Origin of the sequence: Embleya sp. NPDC059213, assembly GCF_042754445.1 — a bacterium.
Lineage (GTDB): Bacteria > Actinomycetota > Actinomycetes > Streptomycetales > Streptomycetaceae > Embleya.
Genome location: NZ_JBHZAV010000002.1, coordinates 75,225 through 101,110 on the forward strand (window position 1 = coordinate 75,225; position 25,886 = coordinate 101,110).

At 69.7% G+C, this 25,886-nt stretch carries 20 protein-coding genes; 17 read left to right on the top strand and 3 right to left on the bottom strand.

Annotated features, from left to right (window positions below; translation table 11 throughout):
* The first annotated feature begins 63 nt into the window (after window positions 1–63).
* The 5 genes from uvrB (at window position 64) to ACFXMF_RS01190 (ending at window position 6,814) form a co-directional block, all read left to right on the top strand.
* Window positions 64–2,142, top strand: a complete 2,079-nt coding sequence (gene uvrB, locus ACFXMF_RS01170) for an excinuclease ABC subunit UvrB (protein ID WP_360305195.1) — start codon at window positions 64–66, stop codon at window positions 2,140–2,142.
* 211 nt (window positions 2,143–2,353) lie between these two features.
* Window positions 2,354–2,926, top strand: coding sequence for a TerD family protein (locus ACFXMF_RS01175; RefSeq protein ID WP_020553592.1), 573 nt, complete (start codon window positions 2,354–2,356; stop codon window positions 2,924–2,926).
* 104 nt (window positions 2,927–3,030) lie between these two features.
* Window positions 3,031–4,785, top strand: a complete 1,755-nt coding sequence (locus ACFXMF_RS01180) for a TerD family protein (protein WP_360305198.1) — start codon at window positions 3,031–3,033, stop codon at window positions 4,783–4,785.
* A gap of 207 nt (window positions 4,786–4,992) precedes the next feature.
* The gene (locus ACFXMF_RS01185; protein WP_360305200.1) at window positions 4,993–5,649 is read left to right on the top strand and encodes a 3'-5' exonuclease; all 657 of its coding nucleotides are present in this window, start codon (window positions 4,993–4,995) and stop codon (window positions 5,647–5,649) included.
* Window positions 5,650–5,824: 175 nt separating this feature from the next.
* Complete coding sequence (locus ACFXMF_RS01190) at window positions 5,825–6,814, top strand: TerC/Alx family metal homeostasis membrane protein (RefSeq protein WP_360305202.1); 990 nt, start codon at window positions 5,825–5,827, stop codon at window positions 6,812–6,814.
* Here the strand turns inward: ACFXMF_RS01190 and ACFXMF_RS01195 are convergent.
* Window positions 6,811–6,972 (bottom strand): hypothetical protein, encoded by a 162-nt coding sequence (locus ACFXMF_RS01195; RefSeq protein WP_360305204.1) that lies wholly within the window; start codon window positions 6,970–6,972, stop codon window positions 6,811–6,813. The genes ACFXMF_RS01190 and ACFXMF_RS01195 overlap by 4 nt on opposite strands.
* Before the next feature lie 125 nt (window positions 6,973–7,097).
* On the opposite strand from ACFXMF_RS01195, the gene ACFXMF_RS01200 reads away from it, so the two are divergent.
* Window positions 7,098–7,655 (top strand): CGNR zinc finger domain-containing protein, encoded by a 558-nt coding sequence (locus ACFXMF_RS01200; RefSeq protein WP_360305206.1) that lies wholly within the window; start codon window positions 7,098–7,100, stop codon window positions 7,653–7,655.
* Between the two features lie 24 nt (window positions 7,656–7,679).
* On the opposite strand, the gene ACFXMF_RS01205 is transcribed toward ACFXMF_RS01200, so the two are convergent.
* Window positions 7,680–8,336, bottom strand: coding sequence for an MBL fold metallo-hydrolase (locus tag ACFXMF_RS01205; RefSeq protein WP_360305208.1), 657 nt, complete (start codon window positions 8,334–8,336; stop codon window positions 7,680–7,682).
* Window positions 8,337–8,397: 61 nt separating this feature from the next.
* Window positions 8,398–9,132 carry a maleylpyruvate isomerase family mycothiol-dependent enzyme gene (locus ACFXMF_RS01210; protein WP_360305210.1) on the bottom strand — a complete coding sequence of 245 codons (735 nt, stop codon included), beginning with the start codon at window positions 9,130–9,132 and terminating at the stop codon, window positions 8,398–8,400.
* A gap of 355 nt (window positions 9,133–9,487) precedes the next feature.
* On the opposite strand from ACFXMF_RS01210, the gene uvrA reads away from it, so the two are divergent.
* The 11 genes from uvrA (at window position 9,488) to ACFXMF_RS01265 (ending at window position 25,883) form a co-directional block, all read left to right on the top strand.
* The gene (gene uvrA, locus ACFXMF_RS01215) at window positions 9,488–12,334 is read left to right on the top strand and encodes an excinuclease ABC subunit UvrA (protein ID WP_379988049.1); all 2,847 of its coding nucleotides are present in this window, start codon (window positions 9,488–9,490) and stop codon (window positions 12,332–12,334) included.
* A gap of 102 nt (window positions 12,335–12,436) precedes the next feature.
* A complete protein-coding gene (locus ACFXMF_RS01220; protein ID WP_360305214.1) occupies window positions 12,437–12,916 on the top strand; it encodes a Rieske (2Fe-2S) protein in 480 nt (159 codons plus the stop codon).
* A gap of 39 nt (window positions 12,917–12,955) precedes the next feature.
* The gene (gene uvrC / locus ACFXMF_RS01225; RefSeq protein WP_379988048.1) at window positions 12,956–15,058 is read left to right on the top strand and encodes an excinuclease ABC subunit UvrC; all 2,103 of its coding nucleotides are present in this window, start codon (window positions 12,956–12,958) and stop codon (window positions 15,056–15,058) included.
* 24 nt (window positions 15,059–15,082) lie between these two features.
* The gene (rapZ, locus tag ACFXMF_RS01230; RefSeq protein WP_360305218.1) at window positions 15,083–15,976 is read left to right on the top strand and encodes an RNase adapter RapZ; all 894 of its coding nucleotides are present in this window, start codon (window positions 15,083–15,085) and stop codon (window positions 15,974–15,976) included.
* Window positions 15,973–16,938: a uridine diphosphate-N-acetylglucosamine-binding protein YvcK gene (gene yvcK, locus ACFXMF_RS01235; RefSeq protein WP_360305220.1), complete on the top strand. Its 966-nt coding sequence runs from the start codon at window positions 15,973–15,975 to the stop codon at window positions 16,936–16,938. The genes rapZ and yvcK overlap by 4 nt, the downstream gene beginning before the upstream one ends.
* On the top strand, window positions 16,929–17,909 hold the full coding sequence (gene whiA, locus ACFXMF_RS01240; protein ID WP_020553580.1) for a DNA-binding protein WhiA: 981 nt from the start codon (window positions 16,929–16,931) through the stop codon (window positions 17,907–17,909). Before yvcK ends, whiA begins: the two co-directional genes overlap by 10 nt.
* Window positions 17,910–18,041: 132 nt before the next feature.
* On the top strand, window positions 18,042–19,286 hold the full coding sequence (locus ACFXMF_RS01245; RefSeq protein ID WP_360305222.1) for a GNAT family N-acetyltransferase: 1,245 nt from the start codon (window positions 18,042–18,044) through the stop codon (window positions 19,284–19,286).
* 179 nt (window positions 19,287–19,465) lie between these two features.
* Entirely contained in the window at window positions 19,466–22,690 is a 3,225-nt protein-coding gene (locus tag ACFXMF_RS01250) for a M14 family zinc carboxypeptidase (RefSeq protein ID WP_360305224.1), read from the top strand.
* 142 nt (window positions 22,691–22,832) lie between these two features.
* Window positions 22,833–23,378, top strand: a complete 546-nt coding sequence (locus ACFXMF_RS01255; RefSeq protein ID WP_379988047.1) for a hypothetical protein — start codon at window positions 22,833–22,835, stop codon at window positions 23,376–23,378.
* Between the two features lie 198 nt (window positions 23,379–23,576).
* Window positions 23,577–24,581: a type I glyceraldehyde-3-phosphate dehydrogenase gene (gene gap, locus ACFXMF_RS01260; RefSeq protein ID WP_360305228.1), complete on the top strand. Its 1,005-nt coding sequence runs from the start codon at window positions 23,577–23,579 to the stop codon at window positions 24,579–24,581.
* Window positions 24,582–24,695: 114 nt separating this feature from the next.
* Window positions 24,696–25,883 (top strand): phosphoglycerate kinase, encoded by a 1,188-nt coding sequence (locus ACFXMF_RS01265; protein WP_379988046.1) that lies wholly within the window; start codon window positions 24,696–24,698, stop codon window positions 25,881–25,883.
* Window positions 25,884–25,886 lie beyond the last annotated feature (3 nt).

The window sequence follows — 25,886 nt, forward strand, 5'->3', positions numbered from 1 at the left end:
CGCGGCGGCAAGGCGTTGCTCGGTTCACGACGCTTGTCGGTGCGGACCCGTAACGTGTATCCCGTGCGACCCATTACCGATCTCGAACGCAAAGTGGCGCCCTTCGAGGTCGTCAGTCCCTATCGGCCGTCCGGTGACCAGCCGCAGGCGATCGATCTTCTGGAACAGCGGGTCGACGCGGGCGACAAGAACGTGGTGTTGCTCGGCGCGACCGGCACCGGCAAGTCGGCGACGACCGCGTGGATGATCGAGCGGCTCCAGCGGCCGACTCTGGTCATGGCGCCCAACAAGACCCTCGCGGCGCAGCTCGCCAACGAATTTCGTGAGCTGCTGCCCAACAACGCCGTCGAGTACTTCGTCTCGTACTACGACTACTACCAGCCCGAGGCGTACGTCCCGACCACGGACACCTACATCGAGAAGGACTCCTCGATCAACGAGGAGGTCGAGCGGCTGCGGCACTCGACCACCAACTCGCTGCTGACCCGCCGGGACGTGGTCGTGGTCGCGTCCGTGTCCTGCATCTACGGCCTGGGCACCCCGCAGGAATACGTGGACCGGATGGTTCGGCTGCGGGTCGGCGAGGAGATCGAGCGGGACGCGCTGCTGCGCCGCTTCGTCGGCAACCAGTACACCCGCAACGACGTCGCGTTCACCCGCGGCACCTTCCGGGTGCGCGGCGACACGATCGAGATCTTCCCGGTCTACGAAGAGCTGGCCGTGCGGATCGAGATGTTCGGCGACGAGATCGAGTCGCTGATGACGCTGCACCCGCTCACCGGCGAGGTGGTCAGCGAGGACGACGAGCTCTACGTCTTCCCCGCCACGCACTACGTGGCCGGCCCCGAGCGGATGGAGCGCGCGGTCGCCGGGATCGAGCGGGAGCTGGAGGAGACGCTCGCCCGGATGGACAAGCAGGGCAAGGTGCTGGAGTCCCAGCGGCTGCGGATGCGGACCACGTACGACATCGAGATGCTCCGCCAGATCGGCACCTGCTCCGGCATCGAGAACTACTCGCGGCACATGGACGGCCGCGAGGCGGGCACCGCGCCGAACACGCTCCTCGACTACTTCCCCGAGGACTTCCTGCTGGTGCTGGACGAGTCGCACGTGACGGTGCCGCAGATCGGCGCGATGTACGAGGGTGACGCGTCGCGCAAGCGCACCCTGGTCGAGCACGGCTTCCGGCTGCCCTCCGCGATGGACAACCGCCCGCTCAAGTGGGAGGAGTTCCTGGAGCGCGTCGGGCAGACGGTGTACCTGTCCGCGACCCCCGGCAAGTACGAGCTGGCCAAGGCGGACGCGGTGGTCGAGCAGATCATCCGCCCGACCGGCCTGATCGACCCCGAGGTCGTGGTCAAGCCGACCGAGGGCCAGATCGACGACCTGCTGCACGAGATCCGCACCCGGGCCGAGAAGGACGAGCGGGTCCTGGTCACCACGCTGACCAAGAAGATGTCCGAGGACCTCACGGACTACTTCCTGGAGCAGGGGGTGCGGGTGCGCTACCTGCACAGCGACATCGACACGCTGCGCCGGGTCGAGCTGCTGCGCGAGCTGCGGCTGGGCGAGTACGACGTGCTGGTCGGCATCAACCTGCTGCGCGAGGGCCTGGACCTGCCCGAGGTCTCGCTCGTGTCCATCCTGGACGCGGACAAGGAGGGCTTCCTGCGCTCGGGCACCTCGTTGATCCAGACCATCGGTCGGGCGGCGCGCAACGTGTCCGGCCAGGTGCACATGTACGCGGACAAGATCACCCCGTCGATGGCCAAGGCGATCGACGAGACCAACCGCCGACGCGCCAAGCAGATCGCGTACAACACCGAGCGCGGCATCGACCCGCAGCCGCTGCGCAAGAAGATCGTGGACATTCTCGACTCGATCTCGCGCGAGGACGCGGACACCGCCGATCTGCTGGCCGGCAACAAGGGTCGGCAGAAGGCGCCGGTGCCCTCGTTGGGCAAGAAGGCGGCGACGGACAATCTGCCCGCGGCCGATCTCGCGGACATGATCCGGGTGATGACCGAGCAGATGCACGCCGCGGCTTCCGAACTGCAATTCGAACTGGCCGCGCGGTTGCGCGACGAGGTCGGGGAGCTGAAGAAGGAGCTGCGCGGGATGAAGGCGGCGGGCATCGCCTGACCCGCGGCCGGGACGGATCACGGGCATCGGGGAACGGCCTGCGAAGCCCGTACGTCTTGACCGGTAGGTTCGTGATCCTGAATGTCACCGAGGGGGCTCGCCGGGACACCGGCGACTCCCGAGGACTACTCTGCGGCCGTGTGGGCCCGCCCCGACCCGGGGACGGCGTTCGCGAGCCGCGTGACCAAATCTGTGAGGGGAGACGTCGCCAGTGGCCGTCAACATGTCCAAGGGCCAGAGGATTTCACTCGACAAGCCGGGTGGTGGCGAGCTGACCATGGTCCGGATGGGCCTGGGCTGGGACGCCATCAAGCGCCGCGGCCTGTTCGGCAGCCGGGAGAAGGAGGTCGACCTCGACGCGTCGTGCGTGCTCTTCGCGGAGAACCAGCCGGTCGACGTCTGCTACTTCGGCCAGCTCACCAGCAAGGACGGGTCCGTTCGCCACACCGGCGACAACCTGACCGGGCACGGTGACGGCGACGACGAGTCGATCCTCGTGGATCTGTCCCGCGTGCCGGTGCACGTGGACCAGATCATCTTCACGGTCAGCTCCTTCCAGGGGCAGACCTTCCAGGAGATCGAGAACGCGTTCTGCCGGATTGTGGACGAGACCACGAACACCGAGCTGGCGCGCTACACGCTCTCCGGTGGTGGCAACTACACCGGCCAGATCATGGCCAAGCTCTACCGGCACGGCACCGGCTGGAAGATGGCCGCGATCGGCGAGCCCGCGCACGGTCAGACCCTGCGCGACCTGCTCCCGGCTCTGATGGCGCACCTGTAGGACGCACAACCAAACATGGTGAGCGGGCCGGGACGGGCGGAGTACGCCTCCCGGCCCGCTCGCGCGGGGTCCGTCCCGGCGGGGCGGGGAGGGGACGAACGCACGTGAGCACCGAACTGGTACGGGGTCAGAACCTGGCGCTGCCCGACACCCGGGTGGAGGTCGAGATCGCGGCACAATGCCCGGTCGAGCTGGTGGTGACCCTGGTGGGGGCCGACGATCGGGTCCGCGACGACGACGACGTGATCCAGCGCGGCGGTGGCGACACCGTCGGGGCGACCATCCGTCAGGCCGGTGCGACCTTCGAGCTGGACCGGCTGCCCGCCGAGATCGAGCGGGTGCTGGTCGGCGCCTCGCTGGAGGGCGGCGGGGTGGACCGGTTCGGCGTGGTCGCGGCGCCGGTGGTGACCGTGCGGGCGGCCGGGGAGGACCTGGCCACGTTCCGGATCACCGATCTGGGCAGCGAGCGCGCGTTGCAGACCGTGGAGCTGTATCGACGCCAGGGTGCGTGGAAGGTGCGCGCCGTGGGGCAGGGCTACGAGGCCGGCCTGGAGGCGCTGCTCAAGGACGTCGGCGTGCAGAACCGGGCGCGGGTGGTGGACCGGGCGCGCACCGCGCTCGGCGGACCGGCCGCCGCGCCGTTCAGCGCCGCGAACGCGCCCACCGAGCCGCGCGAGCCGGGCACCGCGCCGCGGGTGGATCAAAACGGCGGCATGGCGTGGGCCGCGGCCCCGCCGGACGTCGAGCGCGAGGCCGCGCAGCGGGCGGCGCGGCGCGAGGTGGAGAAGCTGTACGAGCAGGTCTGGGGCGTGTTCGAGGACGCGGCGCGATCGGCCGCCGCCTACCGGTCGGCGATCGAGTACGCCGACGGTCGGTTGGACAAGGAGTTGGAGGGGGTCCTGAGCGACCCCGCCGCGCGCTTCTCGCCCGCAGGGCTCGCCGCGCAGGACACCGCGCGCGACCGGCACCGGGCGTTGGCCGAGCAGGCCAAGGCCGTGCTCGATCGGGACACCGCGCAGTTGGTCGGCGAGGTCGAGCAGTTGGAGCCGAACCTGCCGCCGGTGATGGCGCGTTGGGACAGCACGTCGTGGGCCGGGTGGCAGGCGCCGGAGGACGGGGCGCCGGCGATTCGGCTCGGCGATCTGCATCTGCCGGAGCGGCCGGAGTTGCGGGTGCCGATGGTGTTGCGGCTGCCGATGGATCGCGGGTTGTGGATCGACACCGGTGCCAGTGGCCTGGAGGGCGAGCGGGGCAATGGCGCGGAGCGGGCCGACGAGCTCGCGGTGTCGTTGACCGCGCGGATGTTCGCGGCGTTCCCGGTGGGCGAGTTCAAGGTGCACGTGGTCGACCCGGCGGGCAAGGGTACGGCTGCCGCGCCGTTGCAGCCGCTGGCCTCGTCCGGGCTGCTGGTGGGGCCGGTGGCCACCGACGCGGCCGACGTGTCCGCGTTGCTGGGGCGGATCCTGGACCGGATCGAGCTGGTGCGGATGGCGGTGGCCAACGACGCGGTGGACGCGCTGCCGGACGATTTGGATCTGGCCCGACAGTTGGTGCTCGTGCACGACTTCCCGTTCGGCTTCGACGATCGCAGTGCGGCGCAGTTGCGGCACATCGTCGAGGAGGGCCCCAGGGTCGGGGTGCACGTGATCGTGGTGGGCTCGCGTGGGGACGCCGAGTCGTTCGGGCCGTTGCTGGATCCGTTGTGGCGCTCGTTGTTGCGGCTCACCGCGATTCCGGAGGACCACATCATGGACCCGTGGATCGGGCTGCCGTGGGTGTACACGGCGGATCTGCCGTCCGGCGGCGCGGAGGCCACGCGGCAGTTGTTGTCCTGGGTCGCGGGCACGGACGGGCGCTGAGCGCGGGGTTCGGCCGCCGGCCGGGTGGCCTCGAACGCGGGCCGGGCCGGCGTGGGCTGTTCGGGTGGCTGTCGGGGCCGCCGCCCGGTGCCCGGGTGGGGGCGAAGCGGGTGGTTTGTGGCAATGCGGTGAATCGGGCGGGGCGGGGGTCATAGACTCTCGCCCCGTCGGTCGTGACCAAGGCGGCCGGGGGAGAGGGATGTCGCCTTGTTCGCCTATGCCGATCCCGTGCGCACGCTCGGGGTGCCCGCCGAGGTTGCCCGGACCGAATTCGCGGTCGTCGACCTGGAGACCACGGGGTTCTCGCCGGCGCGCGGGGATCGCATCGTGGAGATCGGCGTGGTGCGCGTCCGCGGCACCGGCGAGGTGCTGCGCGAGTGGACCACGCTGCTGGATCCGGGGCGTTCGGTGGGCGCGAGCCACGTACACCGGATCACCGCCGCCGACGTGGTGGGCGCGCCCCGGTTCGCGCAGATCGCCCGCGAGTTGGCCGGGTTGCTGGCGGACGCGGTGGTGGTCGCCCACAACGCGTCCTTCGAACAGCGCTTCCTGGAGGCCGAGTTCGTCGCGGCCGGCCTGGCGCCGCCGACGTTGCCTGCGTTGTGCACGATGAAGCTGGCGAAGGCGTCCGGGCTGCCGTTGGCCGACCACAAGCTCGGGACGTGTTGTGCGCACTTCGGGCTGACCTTCCCCGACGCGCACGCGGCCCTGGCCGATGCCCGGGTGACCGCGCGGCTGCTGCCGCTGCTGTTGGCGGGGCTGGGTACCCGCAGTCTGGGGCTGCCGGTGCCGCCCGCCCGGGCCCCGGAGCGGCTGCCCGCGCCCGTACTCAAGCCGCGCCGGGGGTTCGCGCCGGGGATCTGACGGGTATCCGGGCACTTCGACCGGGCCGGCGCCGCAGGTCTTCTGACAGCCTGTCACCAGGGTTTGGCAAAGGATCGCTTGGTCTTTCCTTTACCTTCTGGCATCCTGGAGGCAATCGGAGGGGTACATCCCCCCTCCGGCGATGACGCGACCCCCCACGTCTGCCGGAGGCGCAGTGGACGTTTCACCCGTTGCCTGGATCCTGACCATCGTCGTGCTGCTGGCACTGGTGGCAGTCGATCTGTTCCTCAATCGCAAGCCGCACGAGGTCACCCTCAAGGAGGCGTCCCTCTGGGGCGTCTTCTGGGTCGGCCTCGCCGTGCTGTTCGGAATCGGCCTGTGGGTCTTCTCCGGGTCGGCACCCGCCGGCGAGTTCTTCGCCGGCTTCATCACCGAGAAGTCGCTGAGTGTCGACAACCTGTTCGTGTTCGTACTGATCATGGGCAAGTTCGCGGTGCCGCCGCAGTATCAGCAGCGGGTGCTGCTGGTCGGCGTGTTGCTCGCGCTGGTGCTGCGCGGCATCTTCATCGCCGCCGGCGCCGCGGTCGTCGCCGCGTTCTCGTGGGTCTTCTTCATCTTCGGCGCGTTCCTGATCTGGACCGCGTGGAAGCTGATCAAGGAGGCCCAGTCGGACGAGGAGGAGGAGTTCGAGGAGAACGCCCTCCTGCGCAAGGTCGAGAAGGTGTTGCCGACCACCGACGGCTACCGCGACATGAAGCTCGTGGTGAAGGAGAACGGCAAGCGTCTCGTCACGCCGATGTTGATCGTGATGATCGCCGTCGGCACCACCGACGTGCTGTTCGCCCTGGACTCCATCCCGGCGATCTTCGGCCTCACCAAGGAGCCGTACATCGTCTTCACCGCGAACGCGTTCGCGCTGATGGGCCTGCGCCAGCTCTACTTCCTGATCGGCGGGCTGCTCAAGAAGCTCGTCTACCTGTCGTACGGCCTGTCGGTGATCCTCGGCTTCATCGGGATCAAGCTGATCTTCGAGGCGCTGCACGGTCAGGGTGTGCACGTGCCGGAGATCGGCATCCCGCTCTCGCTCGGCGTGATCGTGTTGACCCTGACGGTGACCACGGTGCTGAGCCTGCGCAAGAACAAGAAGGACGAGCTCGCGGCGGCCGAGGCCGAGGCGTCCGCCGACAAGGACGCGAGCGTCTAGTTCGGAAGCGGTACGGCCGGCGGCCCCTGGGCGAGGAGCACCTCGTGCGGGGGCCGCTGCGTCGTGGTGGGCCGCAGACGCACACCGACGCTGCCGCACAGGCAGCGGGTGTAGACGATCTCGCCCTGGGATGTGGAGTGTCGGGACAGTACGGTCATGCGCGGATCCTCGATCCGTCCGCAGGCGTCGCACCGGGAAGACATCGGGTTGCCCCCAGGTTGAATAGGGTAATGGGTGTCCTGGTGTAGCTCCTTACATATCCGGCAGCTTAGGTAAGGGTTCAATGGAAGTCAACGGTTACCGTAGTGACGGCGTCGGCGCTGCCGTCGCGATGGTCAACGCGTGGACGGGCGCGGACGGCGTGCCGCCGGATCTGGAATCCGCGCGGGAGGTGCTGAGCACGTTCTCGTTCCTGGTCGCGGATCTGACGCGGGAGGAGCTGGAACCCCTGGTCGAGTGGGCCGGCGAGCTGCGCGCCTTCTTCGTGATCGGCGACCTGGAGGCGGGCGTGGCGCAGATCAACGCGCTGCTGGCGCGGGTCGAGGTGCGTCCGCGGCTGGTGGATCACGGCCGCGGTCTGCACCTGCACCACGCGCCCTCGGGGGTGCCGTTCGTGCAGCGCATCCGGATCAACACCGCGGTGGGGTTGGCCAACCTGGTGGCCGACTACGGCCTGGGGCGGTCCGGGGTGTGCGCGGCCACCGACTGCGAGCGGGTGTTCGCGGACACCTCGCGCAACGGCCGCAAGCGCTACTGCTCCGACGCGTGCGCCAACCGCGCCAACGTGGCCGCGCACCGGGCCCGGCGTCGGGCGGCGGCGCCGAGCGCCGGTCGGGCCTGACCCGACCGTCGCTCGGCGGCGAAATCACCAGCGGCGTTCGCGCCACTCGGTCAGGGCGGGGCGCTCGGCGCCGAGGGTGGTGTCGTTGCCGTGGCCCGGGTAGACCCAGGTCTCGTCCGGGAGCCGGTCGAAGAGCTTGTGTTCGACGTCGTCGATCAGCCGATCGAACGCGGCCGGGTCGCCGAAGGTGTTGCCCACCCCGCCGGGGAACAGGCAGTCGCCGGTGAACAGGTGCGGGTGGCCCTTGGGGTCGTCGTACAGCAGCGCGATGCTGCCCTCGGTGTGGCCCACCAGGTGGATGGCCCGCAGTTCGATCGCGCCGAAGGCGATCGTGTCGCCGTCGTCCACGAGCACGTCGGTGGGCACCGGCACGGCCTCGGCGTCGTCGCGCCCGGCCAGCGTGGTCGCGCCGGTGTGCGCGACCACTTCGGCGAGCGCCTGCCAGTGGTCCTGGTGCCGATGCGTGGTGACCACCTTCGCCAGGCCGCCGTCGCCCACCAGGGTGATCAGCGTGCCGGCGTCGTTGGCCGCGTCGATCAACAACTGTTGATCGGTGGCGCGGCAGCGGAGCAGGTAGGCGTCGTTGTCGTAGGGCCCGACGGCCACCTTGGTGATCATCAGATTGGCCAGCTCGCGCACGGCCGGGGCGCCGCCGACCTTCACGGATCCGTGATACGTCATACGAGCCATCCTCCCCGGCCGCGGCCACTCTCGGCTACCGACCGGCGGATGCCGCCGCCGGTTACATCCACGCGGGCAGCGGTGGCAGCCGGCCGAACGGCTCGACGGTCAGGCCGTCGCCGTTGGTCCGGCCGATCAGCCACGCGAGCAGCGACTGACGGCGACCGGAGACGACCGCGGCGGGAGCCACGCCCTCCGGGCCGATCAACGACTCGCGGTGGGTGATGTCGTCGCGCAGCAGCAGCGGCGGGCAGTCCGGTCGACCCCGGAAGGAGGCGGCCACCTCGTTCAGCTCACGCTCGGTGTACTCGGTCGGCCAGTGCGCCGGGGTCCAGCCCGCGTCCAGGTCGACGTGGTGGATGTACAGCTCGCGCAGTCGTTTGGCGGGCAGCGTCGTGGCGGCGATCTCGCCCGCGTTGCGCGCGGTGACCTTGGCGCCCCACGCGGTCGGCGTCATGGCGGTGAACGCCTGGGCGAACCGGTTGGACGCGTCGTAGAGGTCGGTGAGCTGCTCCTGCGGCGGTCGACCGGCGCCCTCGTCGATGGCCCGGTCGCGGGCGTCCCCCGGCGGGTACATCGGCGTCGGGATCCCGGTGCGGGCCCAGTTCAGCAGGTTGGTCAGGGCGTCCGCGTTGCGCGCGAGGTGGGTCAGCACATGGCCTCTGCTCCACCCGGGCAGCAACGACGGACCGGCCAGGTGCTCGGGCGTCAGTCGTTCCGCGGTCGCCAATACCTGCGCGGTCGCTTCGTTGATCTCCGCGAGCAGAGCGGCGGGGTCGAACCCGTCCGTGGTCACGCATACCTCCCCCGGATCGCCCTCGCCGCCGAACCGCGGGACGAGACGGGTCCCGGTGCGGCGAGGTCTTGGGGTTTCACCTTAGTGGCGCGAGTCGGCCCGAGTGCCCGGGCCGGAGCTTCACACGATCGAGTGAAGAGTGGTCCGAGGAAGTTTTGTTCGAATGAATGTGCGATAGCCTGGCGGCTCAAAGGGGAACAAAAACCTGCCGCAGGCTGCTTACGATGGCGCGAGGCATGGCTTCGGTCGGCTTGGTCCCGATCCGCGCCGCCTCGATCCGCACTGTCGACGCGTACCGATCAGCTCGACATCATTCAGCCGCAGCGGCATGTCGTCGAAGGGTTTCGATTCTCAAGTGGCCGACCGTCTCATCGTCCGTGGCGCGCGCGAGCACAACCTCAAGGACGTCTCCCTCGACCTACCGCGCGACGCGCTCATCGTCTTCACCGGCCTGTCCGGCTCCGGGAAGTCCTCGCTCGCGTTCGACACGATCTTCGCGGAGGGACAGCGCCGCTACGTCGAGTCGCTGTCGTCCTACGCGCGCCAGTTCCTCGGGCAGATGGACAAGCCCGACGTCGACTTCATCGAGGGCCTGTCGCCCGCGGTCTCGATCGACCAGAAGTCGACGAACCGCAACCCGCGCTCCACGGTCGGCACGATCACCGAGGTCTACGACTACCTGCGCCTGCTCTACGCCCGGATCGGTCACCCGCACTGTCCGCAGTGCGCCCGTCCGATCGCCCGGCAGAGCCCGCAGCAGGTGGTCGACCGGGTGCTGGAGTTGGAGGAGGGCACCCGCTTCCAGGTGCTCTCGCCGATCGTGCGCGAGCGCAAGGGCGAGTTCGTCGACCTGTTCGCCGAACTCCAGTCCAAGGGCTACAGCCGGGCCCGGGTGGACGGCGCGGTGATCCAGCTCACCGACCCGCCCAAGCTCAAGAAGCAGGAGAAGCACACCATCGAGGTGGTCATCGACCGCCTGACCGTCAAGTCCTCGGCCAAGCGCCGACTGACCGACTCGGTGGAGACCGCGCTCTCGCTCGGCTCCGGCATGGTCATCCTGGACTTCGTCGACCTGCCCGAGGACGACGCCAATCGCGAGCGGATGTTCTCCGAGCACCTCTACTGCCCGTACGACGACCTGTCGTTCGAGGAGCTGGAGCCGCGCTCGTTCTCCTTCAACTCGCCGTTCGGCGCCTGCCCGGACTGCACCGGCATCGGCACCCGGATGGAGGTCGACCCGGAGCTGGTGGTGCCCGACGGGCAGAAGTCGTTGGACGAGGGCGCGCTCGCGCCGTGGTCGAGCGGACACGCCTCGGAGTACTTCGGCCGGCTGGTGGCCGCCGTCGCGGAGGAGATGGGCTTTCGGACCGACATCGCCTGGGACGGCCTGCCGCAGCGGGCCAAGAAGGCGCTGCTGAACGGCCACAAGACGCAGATCCACGTCAAGTACAAGAACCGCTACGGCCGCGAGCGCTCGTACTACACGTCCTTCGAGGGCGCGCTGCCCTACATCGTGCGCCGGCACTCCGAGGCGGAGACCGACACCAGTCGCGAGCGCTTCGAGGGCTACATGCGCGAGGTGCCGTGTGCCACGTGTCACGGTGCCCGGCTCAAGCCGATCGTGCTCGCGGTGACCATCGCGGACAAGTCGATCGCCGACGTCGCGTCGATGTCGATCAGCGACTGCGCCGACTTCCTCGGCCGGATCAAGCTGGTGGCGCGCGAGAAGAAGATCGCCGAGCGGGTGCTCAAGGAGGTCAACGAGCGGCTGAAGTTCCTGGTCGACGTCGGCCTGGACTACCTCTCGCTGAGTCGGGCCGCCGGCACCCTGTCCGGCGGCGAGGCGCAGCGCATCCGGCTCGCCACCCAGATCGGCTCCGGTCTGGTCGGCGTGCTCTACGTGCTCGACGAGCCGTCCATCGGCCTGCACCAGCGGGACAACCACCGGCTGATCGAGACCCTGGTCCGGCTGCGCGACATGGGCAACACGCTGATCGTGGTCGAGCACGACGAGGACACCATCCGGGTCGCCGACTGGGTCGTGGACATCGGTCCCGGCGCGGGCGAGCACGGCGGCGAGGTGGTGCACTCGGGCAGCTACAAGGAACTGCTCAAGAACAAGCGTTCGGCGACCGGCGACTACCTCTCCGGCCGCAAGTCGATCGCCACGCCCACCGAGCGTCGGGTGCCGGACAAGAAGCGTCGCCTGGTCGTGCACGGCGCCCGGGAGAACAACCTGCGCGACGTCGGCGTGGCCTTCCCGCTCGGCGTGTTCACCGCGGTCACCGGCGTGTCCGGCTCGGGCAAGTCGACCCTGGTCAACGACATCCTGTACACGCACCTGGCCCGCGAGCTCAACGGCGCCCGCCTGGTGCCCGGCCGGCACACCCGGATCACCGGGACCGAGCTGGTGGACAAGGTCGTGCACGTGGACCAGGGCCCGATCGGGCGCACCCCGCGCTCGAACCCGGCCACCTACACCGGCGTGTTCGACCACGTGCGCAAGTTGTTCGCGGAGACCACCGAGGCCAAGGTGCGCGGCTACCTGCCGGGCCGGTTCTCGTTCAACGTCAAGGGCGGTCGCTGCGAGAACTGCTCGGGCGACGGCACGATCAAGATCGAGATGAACTTCCTGCCGGACGTCTACGTGCCGTGCGAGGTCTGCCACGGCGCGCGGTACAACCGGGAGACCCTGGAGGTGCACTTCAAGGGCAAGAACATCTCCGAGGTGCTCGACATGCCGATCGAGGAGGGCCTGGCCTTCTTCGAGGCGGTCCCCGCGATCGCCCGGCACCTGCGCACCCTCAACGACGTCGGTCTGGGTTACGTGCGGCTGGGCCAGCCCGCGACCACGCTGTCCGGTGGCGAGGCGCAGCGCGTCAAGCTCGCCTCCGAACTGCAGCGCCGTTCCACCGGCAAGACGGTCTACGTGCTCGACGAGCCGACCACCGGTCTGCACTTCGAGGACATCCGTCGGCTCCTGGGTGTGCTCACCAGCCTGGTCGACAAGGGCAACACGGTGATCGTGATCGAGCACAACCTCGACGTGATCAAGACCGCCGACTGGGTGGTCGACCTGGGCCCCGAGGGCGGCAGCGGCGGTGGTCTGGTGGTCGCGGAGGGCACTCCCGAGGAGGTCGCCGAGGTGCCCGGCAGCCACACCGGCAAGTTCCTCCAGGACGTGCTGTACGACCGACGGTGACGTGAGCGGCCTTCGGGCCGGGTGCGAGGATTGACCGGCCTCACGGTGGCGTGCCCCGAACGGGGCACGCCACCGGCGTCACCGTTCACAAGGAGATCCCGGATGACCCCGCAGCAGCAGCCCCGACCCGAGACCGCGCCCGACCCGGCGGCGGCCGAGCACGGGCCGGACCGGCGCACGCTGCTGCGCACAGCCGCAGTGGTCGGCGCGGTCGGCGCCGCCGGGCTCGCCATGACGGCGTGCACCGCGGACAACCAGCCCGCGTCGCCGCACGAGAAGAAACTGCTCGACGGCCCGGTCACGGTGGGTCGCTCCGAGGACGTGACGGTCGGCAAGGGCAAGGTCTACACCGACACCTCGATCGTGGTGACCCAACCGGCGAAGGACGATTACAAGGCGTTCGACGCGCGTTGTCCGCACCAGGGGTGTCTGGTCACCAAGGTCGACCAGGGTGTCATCCAGTGCCAGTGCCACGGCAGCCAGTTCTCGATGAACGACGGTTCCGTCGTACGCCGACCCGCGAAGCGCGGCCTGACGCCGCTGCCGGTCACGGTCGCGAACGGCGAAATCGTGGTGGGTTGACCGCAAAAATCTGTTGGAGCCAGCACATAGGGTGGAGAAATGGACCCGTCGTCGTACCGGCCCGCGCCCGGCCAGATCCCGACGTCGCCCGGTGTGTACCGGTTCAGCGACGAGCACGGGCGCGTCGTCTACGTCGGCAAGGCGAAGAACCTGCGCGCTCGGCTCTCGTCCTACTTCCAGGACCTGGCCAACCTGCACCCGCGCACCCAGAGCATGGTCACCACCGCCGCCGCGGTGGACTGGACCGTGGTCGGCACCGAGGTCGAGGCGCTCCAGTTGGAGTACTCCTGGATCAAGGAGTTCGACCCGCGCTTCAACGTCAAATACCGCGACGACAAGAGCTATCCCTCGCTCGCGGTGACGCTGAACGAGGAGTATCCCCGGGCCCAGGTGATGCGCGGCCCGCACCGCAAGGGAGTGCGCTACTTCGGGCCCTACGGGCACGCGTGGGCCATTCGCGAGACGCTCGACCTGCTGCTGCGGGTGTTCCCGGTGCGCACGTGTTCGGCCGGTGTGTTCAAGAACGCCCGCCAGGTCGGCCGCCCGTGCCTGCTCGGCTACATCGGCAAGTGCGCGGCGCCGTGCACCGGCAAGATCTCCGCCGAGGACCATCGGGCGCTCGCCGAGGACTTCTGCGAGTTCATGGCCGGCCGCACCGGGCCCTACATCAAGCGGGTCGAGCGCGAGATGAAGCAGGCCGCGCAGGCGATGGAGTACGAGAAGGCGGCCCGACTGCGGGACGACATAACGGCGCTCACCCGGGCCCTGGAGAAGAACGCGATCGTCTTCGGCGACGGCACCGACGCGGATGTGATCGCGCTGGCCGAGGACGAGTTGGAGGTCGCCGTCCAGATCTTCCACGTGCGCGGCGGCCGGGTGCGCGGTCAGCGCGGCTGGGTCACCGAGCGGGTCGAGGACGTGGACACCGCCGACCTGGTCGAACACTTCCTCCAGCAGCTCTACGGCGAGCAGCGCGGCGAGGCCGTGCCGCGCGAGGTGCTGGTGCCCGCGCTGCCCGCGGACACCGCGGCGCTGACCCAGTGGTTGTGCGAGCTGCGCGGCGCCAGGGTGGAACTGCGGGTGCCGCAGCGCGGCGACAAGAAGTCGCTCCAGGAGACCGTGCAACGCAACGCCGCACAGGCGCTGAACCTGCACAAGCTGCGCCGGGCCGGCGACCTGACCGCCCGTTCGCTCGCACTCCAGCAACTGGCCGAGGCGCTGGAGATGGACACCGCGCCGCTGCGCATCGAGTGCTTCGACATCTCCCATCTGCAGGGCACCGAGGTGGTCGCCTCGATGGTGGTCTTCGAGGACGGGCTGCCCCGTAAGAGTGAATATCGGCGGTTCGCGATCAAGACCTTCGAGGGCCAGGACGACCCGAGGGCGATGCACGAGGTGCTGACCCGGCGGTTTCGGCGGTACAAGGCGGATCTCGCGCGCGACGCGGTGGCCGACGCCGATGCGGCCGCGGTCGGCGACGACGACGCGGACGCGGCGCGGAACGGCGGCCCGATCGACCCGGAGACCGGTCGGCCCAAGCGCTTCGCCTACCCGCCGCAGTTGATCGTGGTCGACGGCGGTCAACCCCAGGTGGCCGCCGCGGTGCGGGCCCTGGAGGAGGCGGGCGTGGTCGACGTCACCGTGTGCGGGCTGGCCAAGCGGCTCGAAGAGGTGTGGGTGCCCGGCGAGGACGACCCGGTGGTGCTCCCGCGCAGCAGCGGCGAGGCGCTGTTGATGCTCCAGCGCATCCGGGACGAGGCACACCGCTTCGCGATCACCTATCACCGGTCCAAGCGGTCCAAGACGATGACGGCCAGTGCGCTGGACGACGTCCCCGGGCTGGGCGCGACCCGCCGCAAGGCGGTGCTCGCCCACTTCGGCTCGCTCAAGCGACTGCGCGCCGCCGGCATCGAACAGATCACCGAGGTGCCCGGCATCGGTCGGGCCACCGCGGCGGCGATCGTGGCGGCGCTCGCCACCCGGGCGCCCTCGGCCCCGGCGGTGAACACCGCCACGGGCGAGATCATTGAAGACGACGCCGACGTTGTGCGGGAGGAGGCCGTCGACGCCGACGAGGCGGTCCCGGTTGTACCCCCGAGGCAGGAACCAGCAGGAGGAAGCGTTGAACTCGCCCAGCCGTAGGTGTGCCACGCACCGGGGGGACGCATGAGTACCGAGATCACGAGCACGGCGGTCGAGGGCACTCCGGAGTTGGTGATCATCTCCGGCATGTCCGGCGCCGGTCGCAGCACCGCCGCCAAGGGCATGGAGGACCTCGGCTGGTTCGTGGTGGACAACCTGCCGCCGTCGCTGATCCCGGCGATGGTCGACCTCGGCGCCCGCACGCAGGGGGCGGTGGCGCGGATAGCGGTCGTCGTCGACGTGCGCGGCCGGACCTTCTTCGACGATCTGCGCTCGGCGCTGAGCGAGCTGGACGCGGCCGGCGTGGTGCGTCGGATCGTCTTCCTGGAAGCCTCCGACGACGTGCTGGTGCGGCGTTTCGAGGGAGTGCGCCGACCGCACCCGCTCCAGGGCGACGGGCGCATCCCGGACGGCATCGCCCGCGAGCGCGAACTGCTGCGCGAGCTGCGCGGCGAGGCCGACCTGGTGATCGACACCTCCGACATCAACGTGCACCAGCTCCGCGCGAAGATGGACGACCGGTTCGCCGGTTCCGGTGAGCCGCAGCTGCGCGCCACGGTGATGTCGTTCGGCTTCAAGTACGGCCTGCCGGTGGACGCCGACCTGGTCGTCGACTGTCGCTTCCTGCCCAACCCGCACTGGATCCCGGAGCTGCGCCCGCACACCGGCATGGACGAGGCGGTCAGCCGCTATGTGTTCGACCAGCCCGGCGCCAAGGAGTTCCTGGACCGGTACGCCGAGCTGCTGCGCATCGTCACCGAGGGCTACCGGCGCGAGGGCAAGCGCTTCGTGACGCTCGCGGTGGGCTGTACCGGTGGCAAGCACCGCAGTGTGGCGATGGCCGAACGACTGGCCCGCCGGCTTACCGAGGACGGCCTGGACACCGTGCTCGTGCACCGCGACATGGGCAGGGAATGAGCGGCCCCAAGGTGGTCGCGTTGGGCGGCGGACACGGGCTCTCGGCCTCGCTGGCGGCACTGCGCCGGCTCACCGACGATCTGACGGCGATCGTCACGGTCGCCGACGACGGGGGCTCCAGCGGGCGGCTGCGCAAGGACCTGGGCGTGTTGCCGCCCGGCGATCTGCGGATGGCGCTGGCCGCGCTGTGCGGCGACGACGAGTGGGGGGTGACCTGGAGTCGGGTCATCCAGCACCGTTTCCGCCGCGAGGGCGAGCTGAACGGGCACGCGGTGGGCAACCTGCTCCTGGTCGGCCTGTGGGAACTGATGGACGATCCGATCGCGGCCCTGGACTGGATGGGTCGGCTGCTCGGCGCGCACGGGCGGGTGTTGCCGATGTCGGCGGTCCCGCTGGACATCGAGGCGGACGTGGCCGGGCACGACCCGGCCCGGCCGGACGAGATGTCCGTGGTGCGCGGCCAGGCGCAGGTCGCGGTGACCCCGGGCGACGTGCACGGGATCCGGCTGCTGCCGGCGGATCCGCCCGCCGTGCCGGAGGCGGTCGCGGCGGTGCGTGACGCCGATTGGGTGGTTGTCGGGCCCGGCTCCTGGTTCACCTCGGTGTTGCCCCACCTGCTCGTTCCCGAGTTGGCGACCGCTTTGGTGGAGACCAAGGCCCGGCGGCTGCTCGCGTTGAATCTGGCCCCGCAGCCGGGCGAGACGGCGGGTTTCTCGCCGCAGCAGCACCTGGAGGTGCTGGCCGCCCATGCTCCCGGGCTGACCTTTGACATCGTCCTCGGCGACCGCGACCGTGTGGAGGATGTACCGGGCCTGGAACGGGCCACGGCGGCGCTCGGTGGACACGTGCACCTGGCCCCCGTTTCGGCGGTCGACGGCACCCCGCGACACGACCCGGAACGGTTGGCCGCAGCCTACGGCCGGATCTTCGTCGATCGTGAAAGGATCGCTCCATGGCGATGACGGCAGCAGTGAAGGACGAGCTCAGCCGCCTCCCGGTCACCCGGTCGTGCTGTCGCAAGGCGGAGGTCTCCGCGCTCTTGCGCTTCGCGGGCGGACTGCACATCGTGGGCGGGCGAATCGTCATCGAGGCGGAGTTGGACACGGCGATGGCCGCGCGCCGCCTGCGCAAGGACATCCTGGAGGTCTACGGGCACAGCTCGGACCTGGTGGTGGTGGCCCCCGGCGGGCTGCGCAGAGGCAGCCGCTACGTGGTGCGGGTCGCCGTCGGCGGCGACCAGTTGGCCCGGCAGACCGGCTTGCTGGACGCGCGCGGCCGGCCGGTGCGGGGCCTCCCGCCGCAGGTCGTCTCCGGCGCGACGTGCGATGCGGAGGCCGCCTGGCGCGGCGCGTTCCTGGCGCACGGTTCGCTCACCGAGCCCGGTCGCTCCTCCGCCCTGGAGGTGACCTGCCCCGGTTCGGAGGCGGCGCTCGCGCTGGTCGGCGCGGCCCGTCGGCTGGGCCTGGCGGCCAAGTCGCGCGAGGTGCGCGGGGTGGACCGGGTGGTGGTCCGCGACGGCGACGCGATCGGCGCGCTGCTCACCCGGCTGGGCGCGCACGAGAGCGTGCTGGCCTGGGAGGAGCGGCGGATGCGCCGCGAGGTGCGGGCCACCGCGAACCGGCTGGCCAACTTCGACGACGCGAACCTGCGCCGCTCGGCCCGCGCGGCCGTGGCGGCGGGCGCGCGCGTGCAGCGGGCCCTGGAGATCCTCGGCGAAGAGGTCCCGGAGCATCTGGCCGCGGCCGGCAAGCTGCGCCTGGACCACAAGCAGGCGTCCCTGGAGGAGCTGGGCGGGCTGGCCGAGCCGCCGCTGACCAAGGACGCGGTCGCGGGTCGGATCCGGCGACTGCTGGCGATGGCCGACAAGCGGGCGGGCGAACTGGGCATGCCCGGCACCGACGCCGGCCTGTCGGTGGACATACTCGTGTCCTGACCGGGATCGGGCCCGGCGTCGCGCCGCCGAAAACCACTCGAAGGCGTCGAACCGCGAGACATAGGGTCTCCGGGTCGGCGCCTTCGTCCGTGTTCGGAGGAAGGCCGCGCACGCGAGGAAGGAACCACAGCAGTGGACATCCGCACGATCGGCGAGGAAGACATCATCCCGTGGACCGCCGCCCTTGGCATCGGGTTTCTCCGAGTCCCCGACGACAACAAGGACAACCGGGAGGAGCGGCTCGCGCACTGGCGCCAACGGGTCGACTTCTCCCGGACGCGCGGCGCCTACGACGGCGATCGTTGTGTCGGTACCTTCCGTAGCTTCGCCACCGGTCTGACCGTGCCCGGCGGGGCGATCGTGCCGGCGTCGGCGATCACCAACGTCACCGTCTCGGCGACCCACCGCCGGCGGGGCCTGCTCACCGAGATGATGCACCTGGATCTGGCGGACGCCGCCGCGCGCGGCGAGGCGCTGGCCATCCTGATCGCCGCCGAGTACCGGATATACGGCCGGTTCGGCTTCGGCGTGGCCACCGACTATCAAAAGTTCAGCCTGGACACGTTGCGCACCGACTTCGTGCCGGACGCGCCGGTCGAGCCCGGCGCCCGGATCGAGCTGATCACCCCCGAGGAGGTGATCGAGCTGGGTCCGCCGCTGCACGAGGAGTTCCGCCCGATGCGGGCCGGGGCGATCGAGCGCACCCCGCTGTGGTGGCGGTTGTACACCGGGCTGGAGCCGTCGCCGATCAATCCGGTGCCGGGCCGCTTCTACGCGGTGTACCGCGATCCGTCCGGCAAGGTGACCGGGATGGTGGGCTACCGTACCGACGACCACTGGGAGGAGTTCGTACCCAAGGTCACGCTGACCGTGGACTCGTTGCTCGCGCTCACCCCGGCGGCCGAGATCGCGCTGTGGCGATTCTGCGTGAACGTCGACTACGTCAACCGGGTCGAGGGGCCGGATCGCAGTCCCGACGAGTTGTTGCCGCTGCTCGTGCGGGACCCGCGGGCGATCACCACGCAGACGCGCCGCGACTTCGTGTGGGCGCGGATCCTGGACGCGCCGGCCGCGTTCTCGGCGCGCACCTACGGCACGCGCGATCGGCTCGTGGTCGAGGTGCACGACGACCTGGGCCACGCGGCGGGTCGGTTCGCCATCGACGGCGCGGCCGAGCAGGCGCGTTGCGTGCCGACCGGGGATCCCGCGGATCTGGCCCTGGACGTCGCCACGCTGGGTGCGCTCTATCTGGGCTCGGGCTCGCCGGTGCGGCTCGCGGCGGCCGGTCGGATCTCCGAGCGCACGCCGGGTGCGGCGGAGCGTGCCGAGGCATTGTTGCGCACTGCGCGTGAACCGTGGTGTCCCGACTGGTTCTGATCACTATGCGGAATCTTTGCGCGTAGCATTGACCAAATATGACCGTGCGTCAGGTCTCGTGTACCACACGGTAGTTGCCGTAGCATGCGCAACACCCGGGCGCAGGAGTCACGTTTCGTACCTTGAGGTCGTGGTTTCGCGCCGTCCCTATGCACGCCGAACCCACGACTGGGGGGTCGATGAGGCGTCATCGTTCCAGGGGCACCACCACACGAGTCCGGATCGGCATCACGGGAGTCGCGGCGCTCTCGCTGGCACTCGGTCTGTTGACCGCAGCGCCGGCGAGCACCGCGGCACCTGCCGACAATCCGGGCTCCTACCCCGAAGTGACCAGTGCACCGCCGGAAGCAAAGCTTCCTCCGGCGGGCGATGCCGGTCTGCGGTCCTACACGATCACGGCCGACGCCGCACAGGTGAAGCAGATCTTCGACCTGGGCGTGGACCGACACGAGACGAAGACCACCAGGGCCGCCGACGGCAAGGCCAAGCTGGAGGTGATCCTGGGCGAGCCCCAGGCCGCCAAGCTGCGTGCCGCCGGCATCTCCCTGGAGGCGAAGTCCCAGGCGGCGAACCGATCGGGCGCCGCCGCCGCGGGCGTTTTCCGCAAGTACAGCGGCCCGAACGGCCTCGGCGCCGAGCTGGTCCAGCTCGCCAAGGACCACCCCGACATCGCCAAGACCGTCAGCATCGGCAAGACCGTGCTCGGGCAGGACATCCTCGCGGTCAAGGTGACCAAGAATGTCCGCACCAGCGCCGACGGCTCCAAGCCCGGCGTGTTGTACATGTCCAACCAGCACGCGCGCGAGTGGATCACGCCGGAGATGACCCGCCGGCTCCTGCACCACTACGTGGACGGCTACGGCAAGGACGACGAGGCCACCAAGCTGGTCACGGACAACGAACTGTGGTTCGTGATCTCGGCCAACCCCGACGGCTACGACTGGACCTTCCAGACCGATCAGCGGTTGTGGCGCAAGAACCTGCGCGACAACAACGGCGACGGTGTGATCACCGCCGGCGACGGGGTCGACCTCAACCGCAACTTCGACTACAAGTGGGGTTACGACAACGAGGGTTCCTCGCCCGACCCGCTGAACGAGACCTACCGGGGCACCGGTCCCTCCTCCGAGCCGGAGACCCGGGCGATCGAGGGCTTCGCCAAGCACATCAAGGCGGAGTTCGTGGTCAACTACCACTCCGCCGCGCAGCTCATCCTGTACGGCGTCGGCTCCCAGGTGGCCACGCCCAGCCCCGACGACGAGATCATGGTCGCGCTCGCGGGCGACGACGCGCACCCGGCCGTGCCGGACTTCGACCCCGACCTGTCCGCCGAGCTGTACGTGACCAACGGTGACACCGACGGGCAGATGAACGAGGCGTACAAGACGTTGTCGTTCACCCCGGAGATGTCCACCTGCGCCACGGCCGCCGGCTACCTGCCGGACGACCCGTACACGGTCGACAACTGCGGCAGCATCTTCAGCTTCCCGAACGACGAGACGCTGGTTCGGATGGAGTACGACAAGAACCAGGCGTTCGCGCTGTCCGTGGCCAAGTCGGCCAAGGACCCGGACGACCCGGTCTCCTCGGTCGGGCGCAAGGCCCCCGACCTGGTGGCCGACCGGTTCGAGCACTCCTTCGCCGAGGACCACGACGACCAGCCCGTCGCGGTGATCGCCAAGCGCTCGCTGACCAACCGCAAGCTCAACTACCGCGTCAACGGCGGCCCGGCCAAAACGGCGGGCGTCAAGGAGTGGAAGGGCGGCGAGCGGTACGGCGAGCAGGGCTCGGCCTACTACGCCGAATACCGGGGCGACATCAAGAACGTGCGCACCGGTGACCGGATCGAGGTGTGGTTCACCGGCGACAAGGCCGGAACCGGCAAGGTGGAGAGCGATCGCTTCACCTTCACGGTGGAGAGCGGCATCGCCGAGAAGACCGAGACGCTGGTCCTGGCCAACGAGGACTACAAGGGCGTCAACCCGACCTACCCGCCGAACACGGTCGGCCCCAAGTACGCACAGCAGTACGTGGACGCGCTCGCGGCCAACGGTGTCAAGGCGGCCGTCTACGACGTGGACAAGTTCGGCGCGCCGCACCACCTCGGGGTGCTCTCGCACTTCAAGGGCGTGTTCTGGTACCTCGGCGACAACCGACTGACCCAGGACGCGGCCCGGGAGAACACCGACTTCCGCGGCCGACCGGTCAAGGACGCCCAGGTCACCCCGCTGGTCCAGGAACTGACCGTCAACGTGCGCGACTTCCTCAACGAGGGCGGCAAGCTCGCCTACCTCGGCGAGACCGCGAGCTACTACGGTCCCCTGCGCAGTGCCGCCGGCGGTGGCATCTACTACGGCCTGAACGGGCACCCGGACCAGCCCTGCAAGGTCGTTCAGGACGCGACGAGCGAATGTCTGATCGTGTCGGACGACTTCAGCCAGTACTGGCTGGGCGCGTACGACCGGTCGGCGACCAACGGCGCCACCGGGGTGGTCGGTTCGGCCGCACCGCTCCAGGGCATCGACAAGGCGCTGCCGGGCACCGCGTCCAACCCGCTGAACGAGGCGGGCGGGTTCCTGCCCACCAGCGCGATCCTGACGCCGGACAAGTTCCCGCTGTTCGACAGCCGTTCGGTGGCGACCTACTCGGGCAACACGTCCGGGCCGTACTCGCCGGCCGAGGGTTCGTGGTACATCAACGGTCTGCACTCGGACAACGCGTACAAGCGACTGACCCGCACGATCGACCTCACCGGGGTGACGGCGGCGGACGCGGCGAAGCTGACCGCGCAGTTCTCGTACGACACCGAGCTCAACTGGGACCACGCGCTCGTCGAGGCGCACACGGTCGGCGGCGACGACTGGACCACGCTGCCCGACCTCAACGGGGGGACCACCACCCAGGTGCCCGACTCGTGCGAGGGCGGCGACCTCGTCGCCACCCACCCGCAGTTGAAGCACTACCTGACGGTGGCCAACCCGAAGTGCCTGCCCACCGGCAGCACCGGTGCGTGGAACGCCTTCACCGGCAGCTCGAACGGCTGGAAGCCGGTCGCCTTCGACCTGTCCGCGTACGCGGGCAAGAAGGTCGAGGTCTCGATCGCGTACGTGAGCGACGCGAACACCGGTGGCACCGGGATGTTCGTGGACGACGCCAAGGTCGTCACGAGTGCGGGCGTGGTGGACGCCGAGGGCTTCGAGGCCGGGCTGGGTCCGTGGACCCTGGCCGCCCCGCCGCCCGGTGACCGCTCGCTCGTGGGCTTCACCCGCAGCCAGGCCGCGTTCGGTTCGTCGGTGATCGCCACCGACGACACCATGCTCTTCGGCTTCGGCCTGGAGCAGTTGGCCACCGCGGACGACCGCAAGGTGGTCGTCGACCGGATCCTGCGGGAGCTGTACAAGTAGGCGCCGATGATCACGGTGTGTTGATCGGCGAAAAGCGGTAGCCGAACGATGGCCCCCGGCGGAGACTTCTCCGCCGGGGGCCATTAACGTCTGTGCGCACACGCGAGTTCCCGCGTGTGCACTTTTTTCGGGGGGAATCACCTTGAGCAACAACGCGCCCGGTCCTTGGGGGCCGCCGCCGAACCAACCCGGCCCGGGTCAGTGGGGGCAGCAACAGCCGGGCCCGCCCGGCCCGTTCGGGTCGGGGCCGTATGGCGGCCCGCCGCCGCGGCAGCCGAACCGGCAGGGCAACGCGGGCCTGGCCATCGCGGCCGGGGTGGTGGCGATGCTGGTCGGCGCCGGAGTGTACGGCGTGATCGTCAAGTCGCTGGAAATCCGGAGCACCTGGTTCGGCGTGGGTGTCGCGGCGCTGATCGCGTTCGCGGTGGGGCGGATCGGTGGACGCAACCCGGTGTTGCCGTTCGTCGCGGCGCTGCTCGCGCTCGTGGGGGTCGCGCTGGGGCAGCTCACCGCGGTCACCCTGTTCGTCGGCGACGAACTGGACATCTCGGTGCTCGACGTGATCTCCGACTTCGGCAGCGAACTCGTCGACGGTTGGACGGAGACGCTGGACTTCCGGGACTTCCTCGTCTTCGTCTTCGCCGGGGGCGCGGCCTTCGGAATCACCAAGTCCGTCGGCGAGAAGTGACCGCATTTTCGACCACCCGTTGATCCGCTTTTCCGATGGTCCGTCCCGCCTCGGGCACTTTGCGCAGCAAGCCTGCGTGAAGGTGCCCGGGGCGTCACGGTAGGGTCGGACATGGCCGGGGATATCGCAGATTCCACTGACCATCTCCTCGGCCATTCACCATCAGGGCATTCGGCGTTCGACAGAGGAGATCGGTTCGTGACGATCCGGGTAGGCATCAACGGATTCGGCCGTATCGGCCGCAACTTCTTCCGCGCGGCGCTGGCCTCGGGCGCGGACTTCGAGATCGTCGGGGTCAACGACCTCACGAACATCGCGACCCTGGCCCACCTGCTGAAGTACGACAGCATCCTCGGCCGGATCGGCCAGGAGGTCACCTACACCGACGACGCGATCACCGTCGGCGACAAGACCTTCAAGGTCATCGCCGAGCGCGACCCGGCCGCTCTGCCCTGGGGCGAGCTGGGCGCGGACATCGTGATCGAGTCCACCGGCATCTTCACGGACGCCGAGAAGGCCAAGAAGCACATCGAGGCCGGCGCGAAGAAGGTCATCATCTCGGCTCCGGCCAAGAATGAGGACGTCACCATCGTGATGGGCGTCAACCACGAGAAGTACGACGCCGCGGCGCACACGATCATCTCGAACGCCTCCTGCACGACGAACTGCGTCGCGCCGATGGCCAAGGTTCTCCTGGAGAACTTCGGCCTGGTCAAGGGCATGATGACCACGGTCCACGCGTACACGAACGACCAGGTCATCCTGGACTTCCCGCACTCGGACCTGCGCCGTGCGCGGGCCGCCGCGACCAACATCATCCCGACCTCGACGGGTGCCGCCAAGGCCACCGCGCTGGTCATCCCCGAGCTCAAGGGCAAGCTGGACGGCATCGCCATGCGCGTCCCGGTCCCCACCGGCTCGGTCACCGACCTGGTCGTCGAGCTGGAGCGCGAGGTGACCCGCGACGAGGTCAACGCCGCCTTCCAGAAGGCCGCCGAGGGCGCGCTCAAGGGCTACCTGACCTACACCGAGGACCCGATCGTCTCCTCGGACATCGTCACCGACCCGTCCTCGTGCACCTTCGACTCGGGCCTGACCATGGCCCAGGGCAAGCAGGTCAAGGTCGTCGGCTGGTACGACAACGAGTGGGGCTACAGCAACCGTCTGGTCGACCTGGTCGGCTACATCGGTGGTCAGCTCTGACGGTGCGGCACACGCACCGATGACGCTTGACGATGCGGGCCCGGGTGACACGTCGTCACCCGGGCCCGTTTCTGCAACCCCCACCCGTTTCCTCCAGCCAAGGACGAATCGAACTTGAAGACCATCGACGACATCGAGGTATCCGGTAGGCGCGTCCTGGTGCGCGCCGACCTCAACGTCCCGCTCGACGGCGGGCGGATCACCGACGACGGTCGGATCCGGGCGAGCGTGCCGACCATCGAGGCCCTGGTCGCGCGCGGCGCCAAGGTGATCGTGTGCTCGCACCTGGGCCGGCCCGAGGGCGCTCCCGAGCCGCGGTTCTCGCTCGCCCCGGTCGCCGCCCGGCTGGGCGAACTGCTGGGCGCCGACGTGGCGTTCGCGACCGACACGGTCGGCGACAGCGCCCGGACCACGGCCCTGGGGCTCGCCGAGGGCGAGGTCGCGCTGCTGGAGAACCTGCGCTTCAACTCGGGCGAGACGGCCAAGGACGACGCCGAGCGCGGTGCCTTCGCGGACCGCCTCGCCGAGCTCGCCGACGTCTACGTCGGCGACGGCTTCGGCGCGGTGCACCGCAAGCACGCCTCGGTGTACGACGTGCCGGCCCGGCTGCCGCACGCGGTCGGCGGCCTGATCGCCACCGAGTTGGACGTGCTCGAGCGGCTCACCGAGAACGTGCAGCGTCCGTACGCGGTGATCCTGGGCGGGTCGAAGGTGTCCGACAAGCTCGGCGTCATCGACAGCCTGCTGGACAAGGCGGACCGGATCCTGGTCGGCGGCGGCATGGTGTTCACCTTCCTGGCCGCGCAGGGCCACGAGGTGGGCAAGTCGCTGCTGGAGAAGGACCAGCTCGACCGGGTCCGCGAATACCTGGCCCGGGCCGAGGCGGGCGGCGTCGAGTTCGTGCTGCCCGTCGACGTGATCGCGGCCACCGCGTTCGCCGCCGACGCGGACCACGCGGTGGTCTCCGCCGACGCCATCCCGGCCGACCGGCTGGGCCTGGACATCGGTCCGGCGTCCGGCGAACTGTTCGCGGACAAGCTCGCCGACGCGCAGACGGTGTTCTGGAACGGCCCGATGGGCGTGTTCGAGATGGAGCCGTACAGCCACGGCACCCGCGCGGTGGCGCAGGGCCTGATCGACTCCGACGCGTTCACCGTGGTCGGCGGCGGCGACTCGGCCGCGGCGGTGCGCACTCTCGGCTTCGACGAGAACGCCTTCGGTCACATCTCGACCGGTGGCGGCGCGAGCCTGGAATACCTCGAAGGCAAGTCCCTGCCCGGTCTCGAAGCCCTGGAGGGCTGATCC

What these genes read in the sequence shown, in the direction of transcription:
- ACFXMF_RS01195 (WP_360305204.1), bottom strand. Translation starts at nt 6,972, where the DNA reads ATGACCGTACTGTCCCGACACTCCACATCCCAGGGCGAGATCGTCTAC.
- ACFXMF_RS01220 (WP_360305214.1), top strand. Translation starts at nt 12,437, where the DNA reads ATGACCCCGCAGCAGCAGCCCCGACCCGAGACCGCGCCCGACCCGGCG.
- rapZ (WP_360305218.1), top strand. Translation starts at nt 15,083, where the DNA reads ATGAGTACCGAGATCACGAGCACGGCGGTCGAGGGCACTCCGGAGTTG.
- whiA (WP_020553580.1), top strand. Translation starts at nt 16,929, where the DNA reads ATGGCGATGACGGCAGCAGTGAAGGACGAGCTCAGCCGCCTCCCGGTC.
- ACFXMF_RS01205 (WP_360305208.1), bottom strand. Translation starts at nt 8,336, where the DNA reads ATGACGTATCACGGATCCGTGAAGGTCGGCGGCGCCCCGGCCGTGCGC.
- ACFXMF_RS01250 (WP_360305224.1), top strand. Translation starts at nt 19,466, where the DNA reads ATGAGGCGTCATCGTTCCAGGGGCACCACCACACGAGTCCGGATCGGC.
- uvrC (WP_379988048.1), top strand. Translation starts at nt 12,956, where the DNA reads ATGGACCCGTCGTCGTACCGGCCCGCGCCCGGCCAGATCCCGACGTCG.
- yvcK (WP_360305220.1), top strand. Translation starts at nt 15,973, where the DNA reads ATGAGCGGCCCCAAGGTGGTCGCGTTGGGCGGCGGACACGGGCTCTCG.
- ACFXMF_RS01200 (WP_360305206.1), top strand. Translation starts at nt 7,098, where the DNA reads ATGGAAGTCAACGGTTACCGTAGTGACGGCGTCGGCGCTGCCGTCGCG.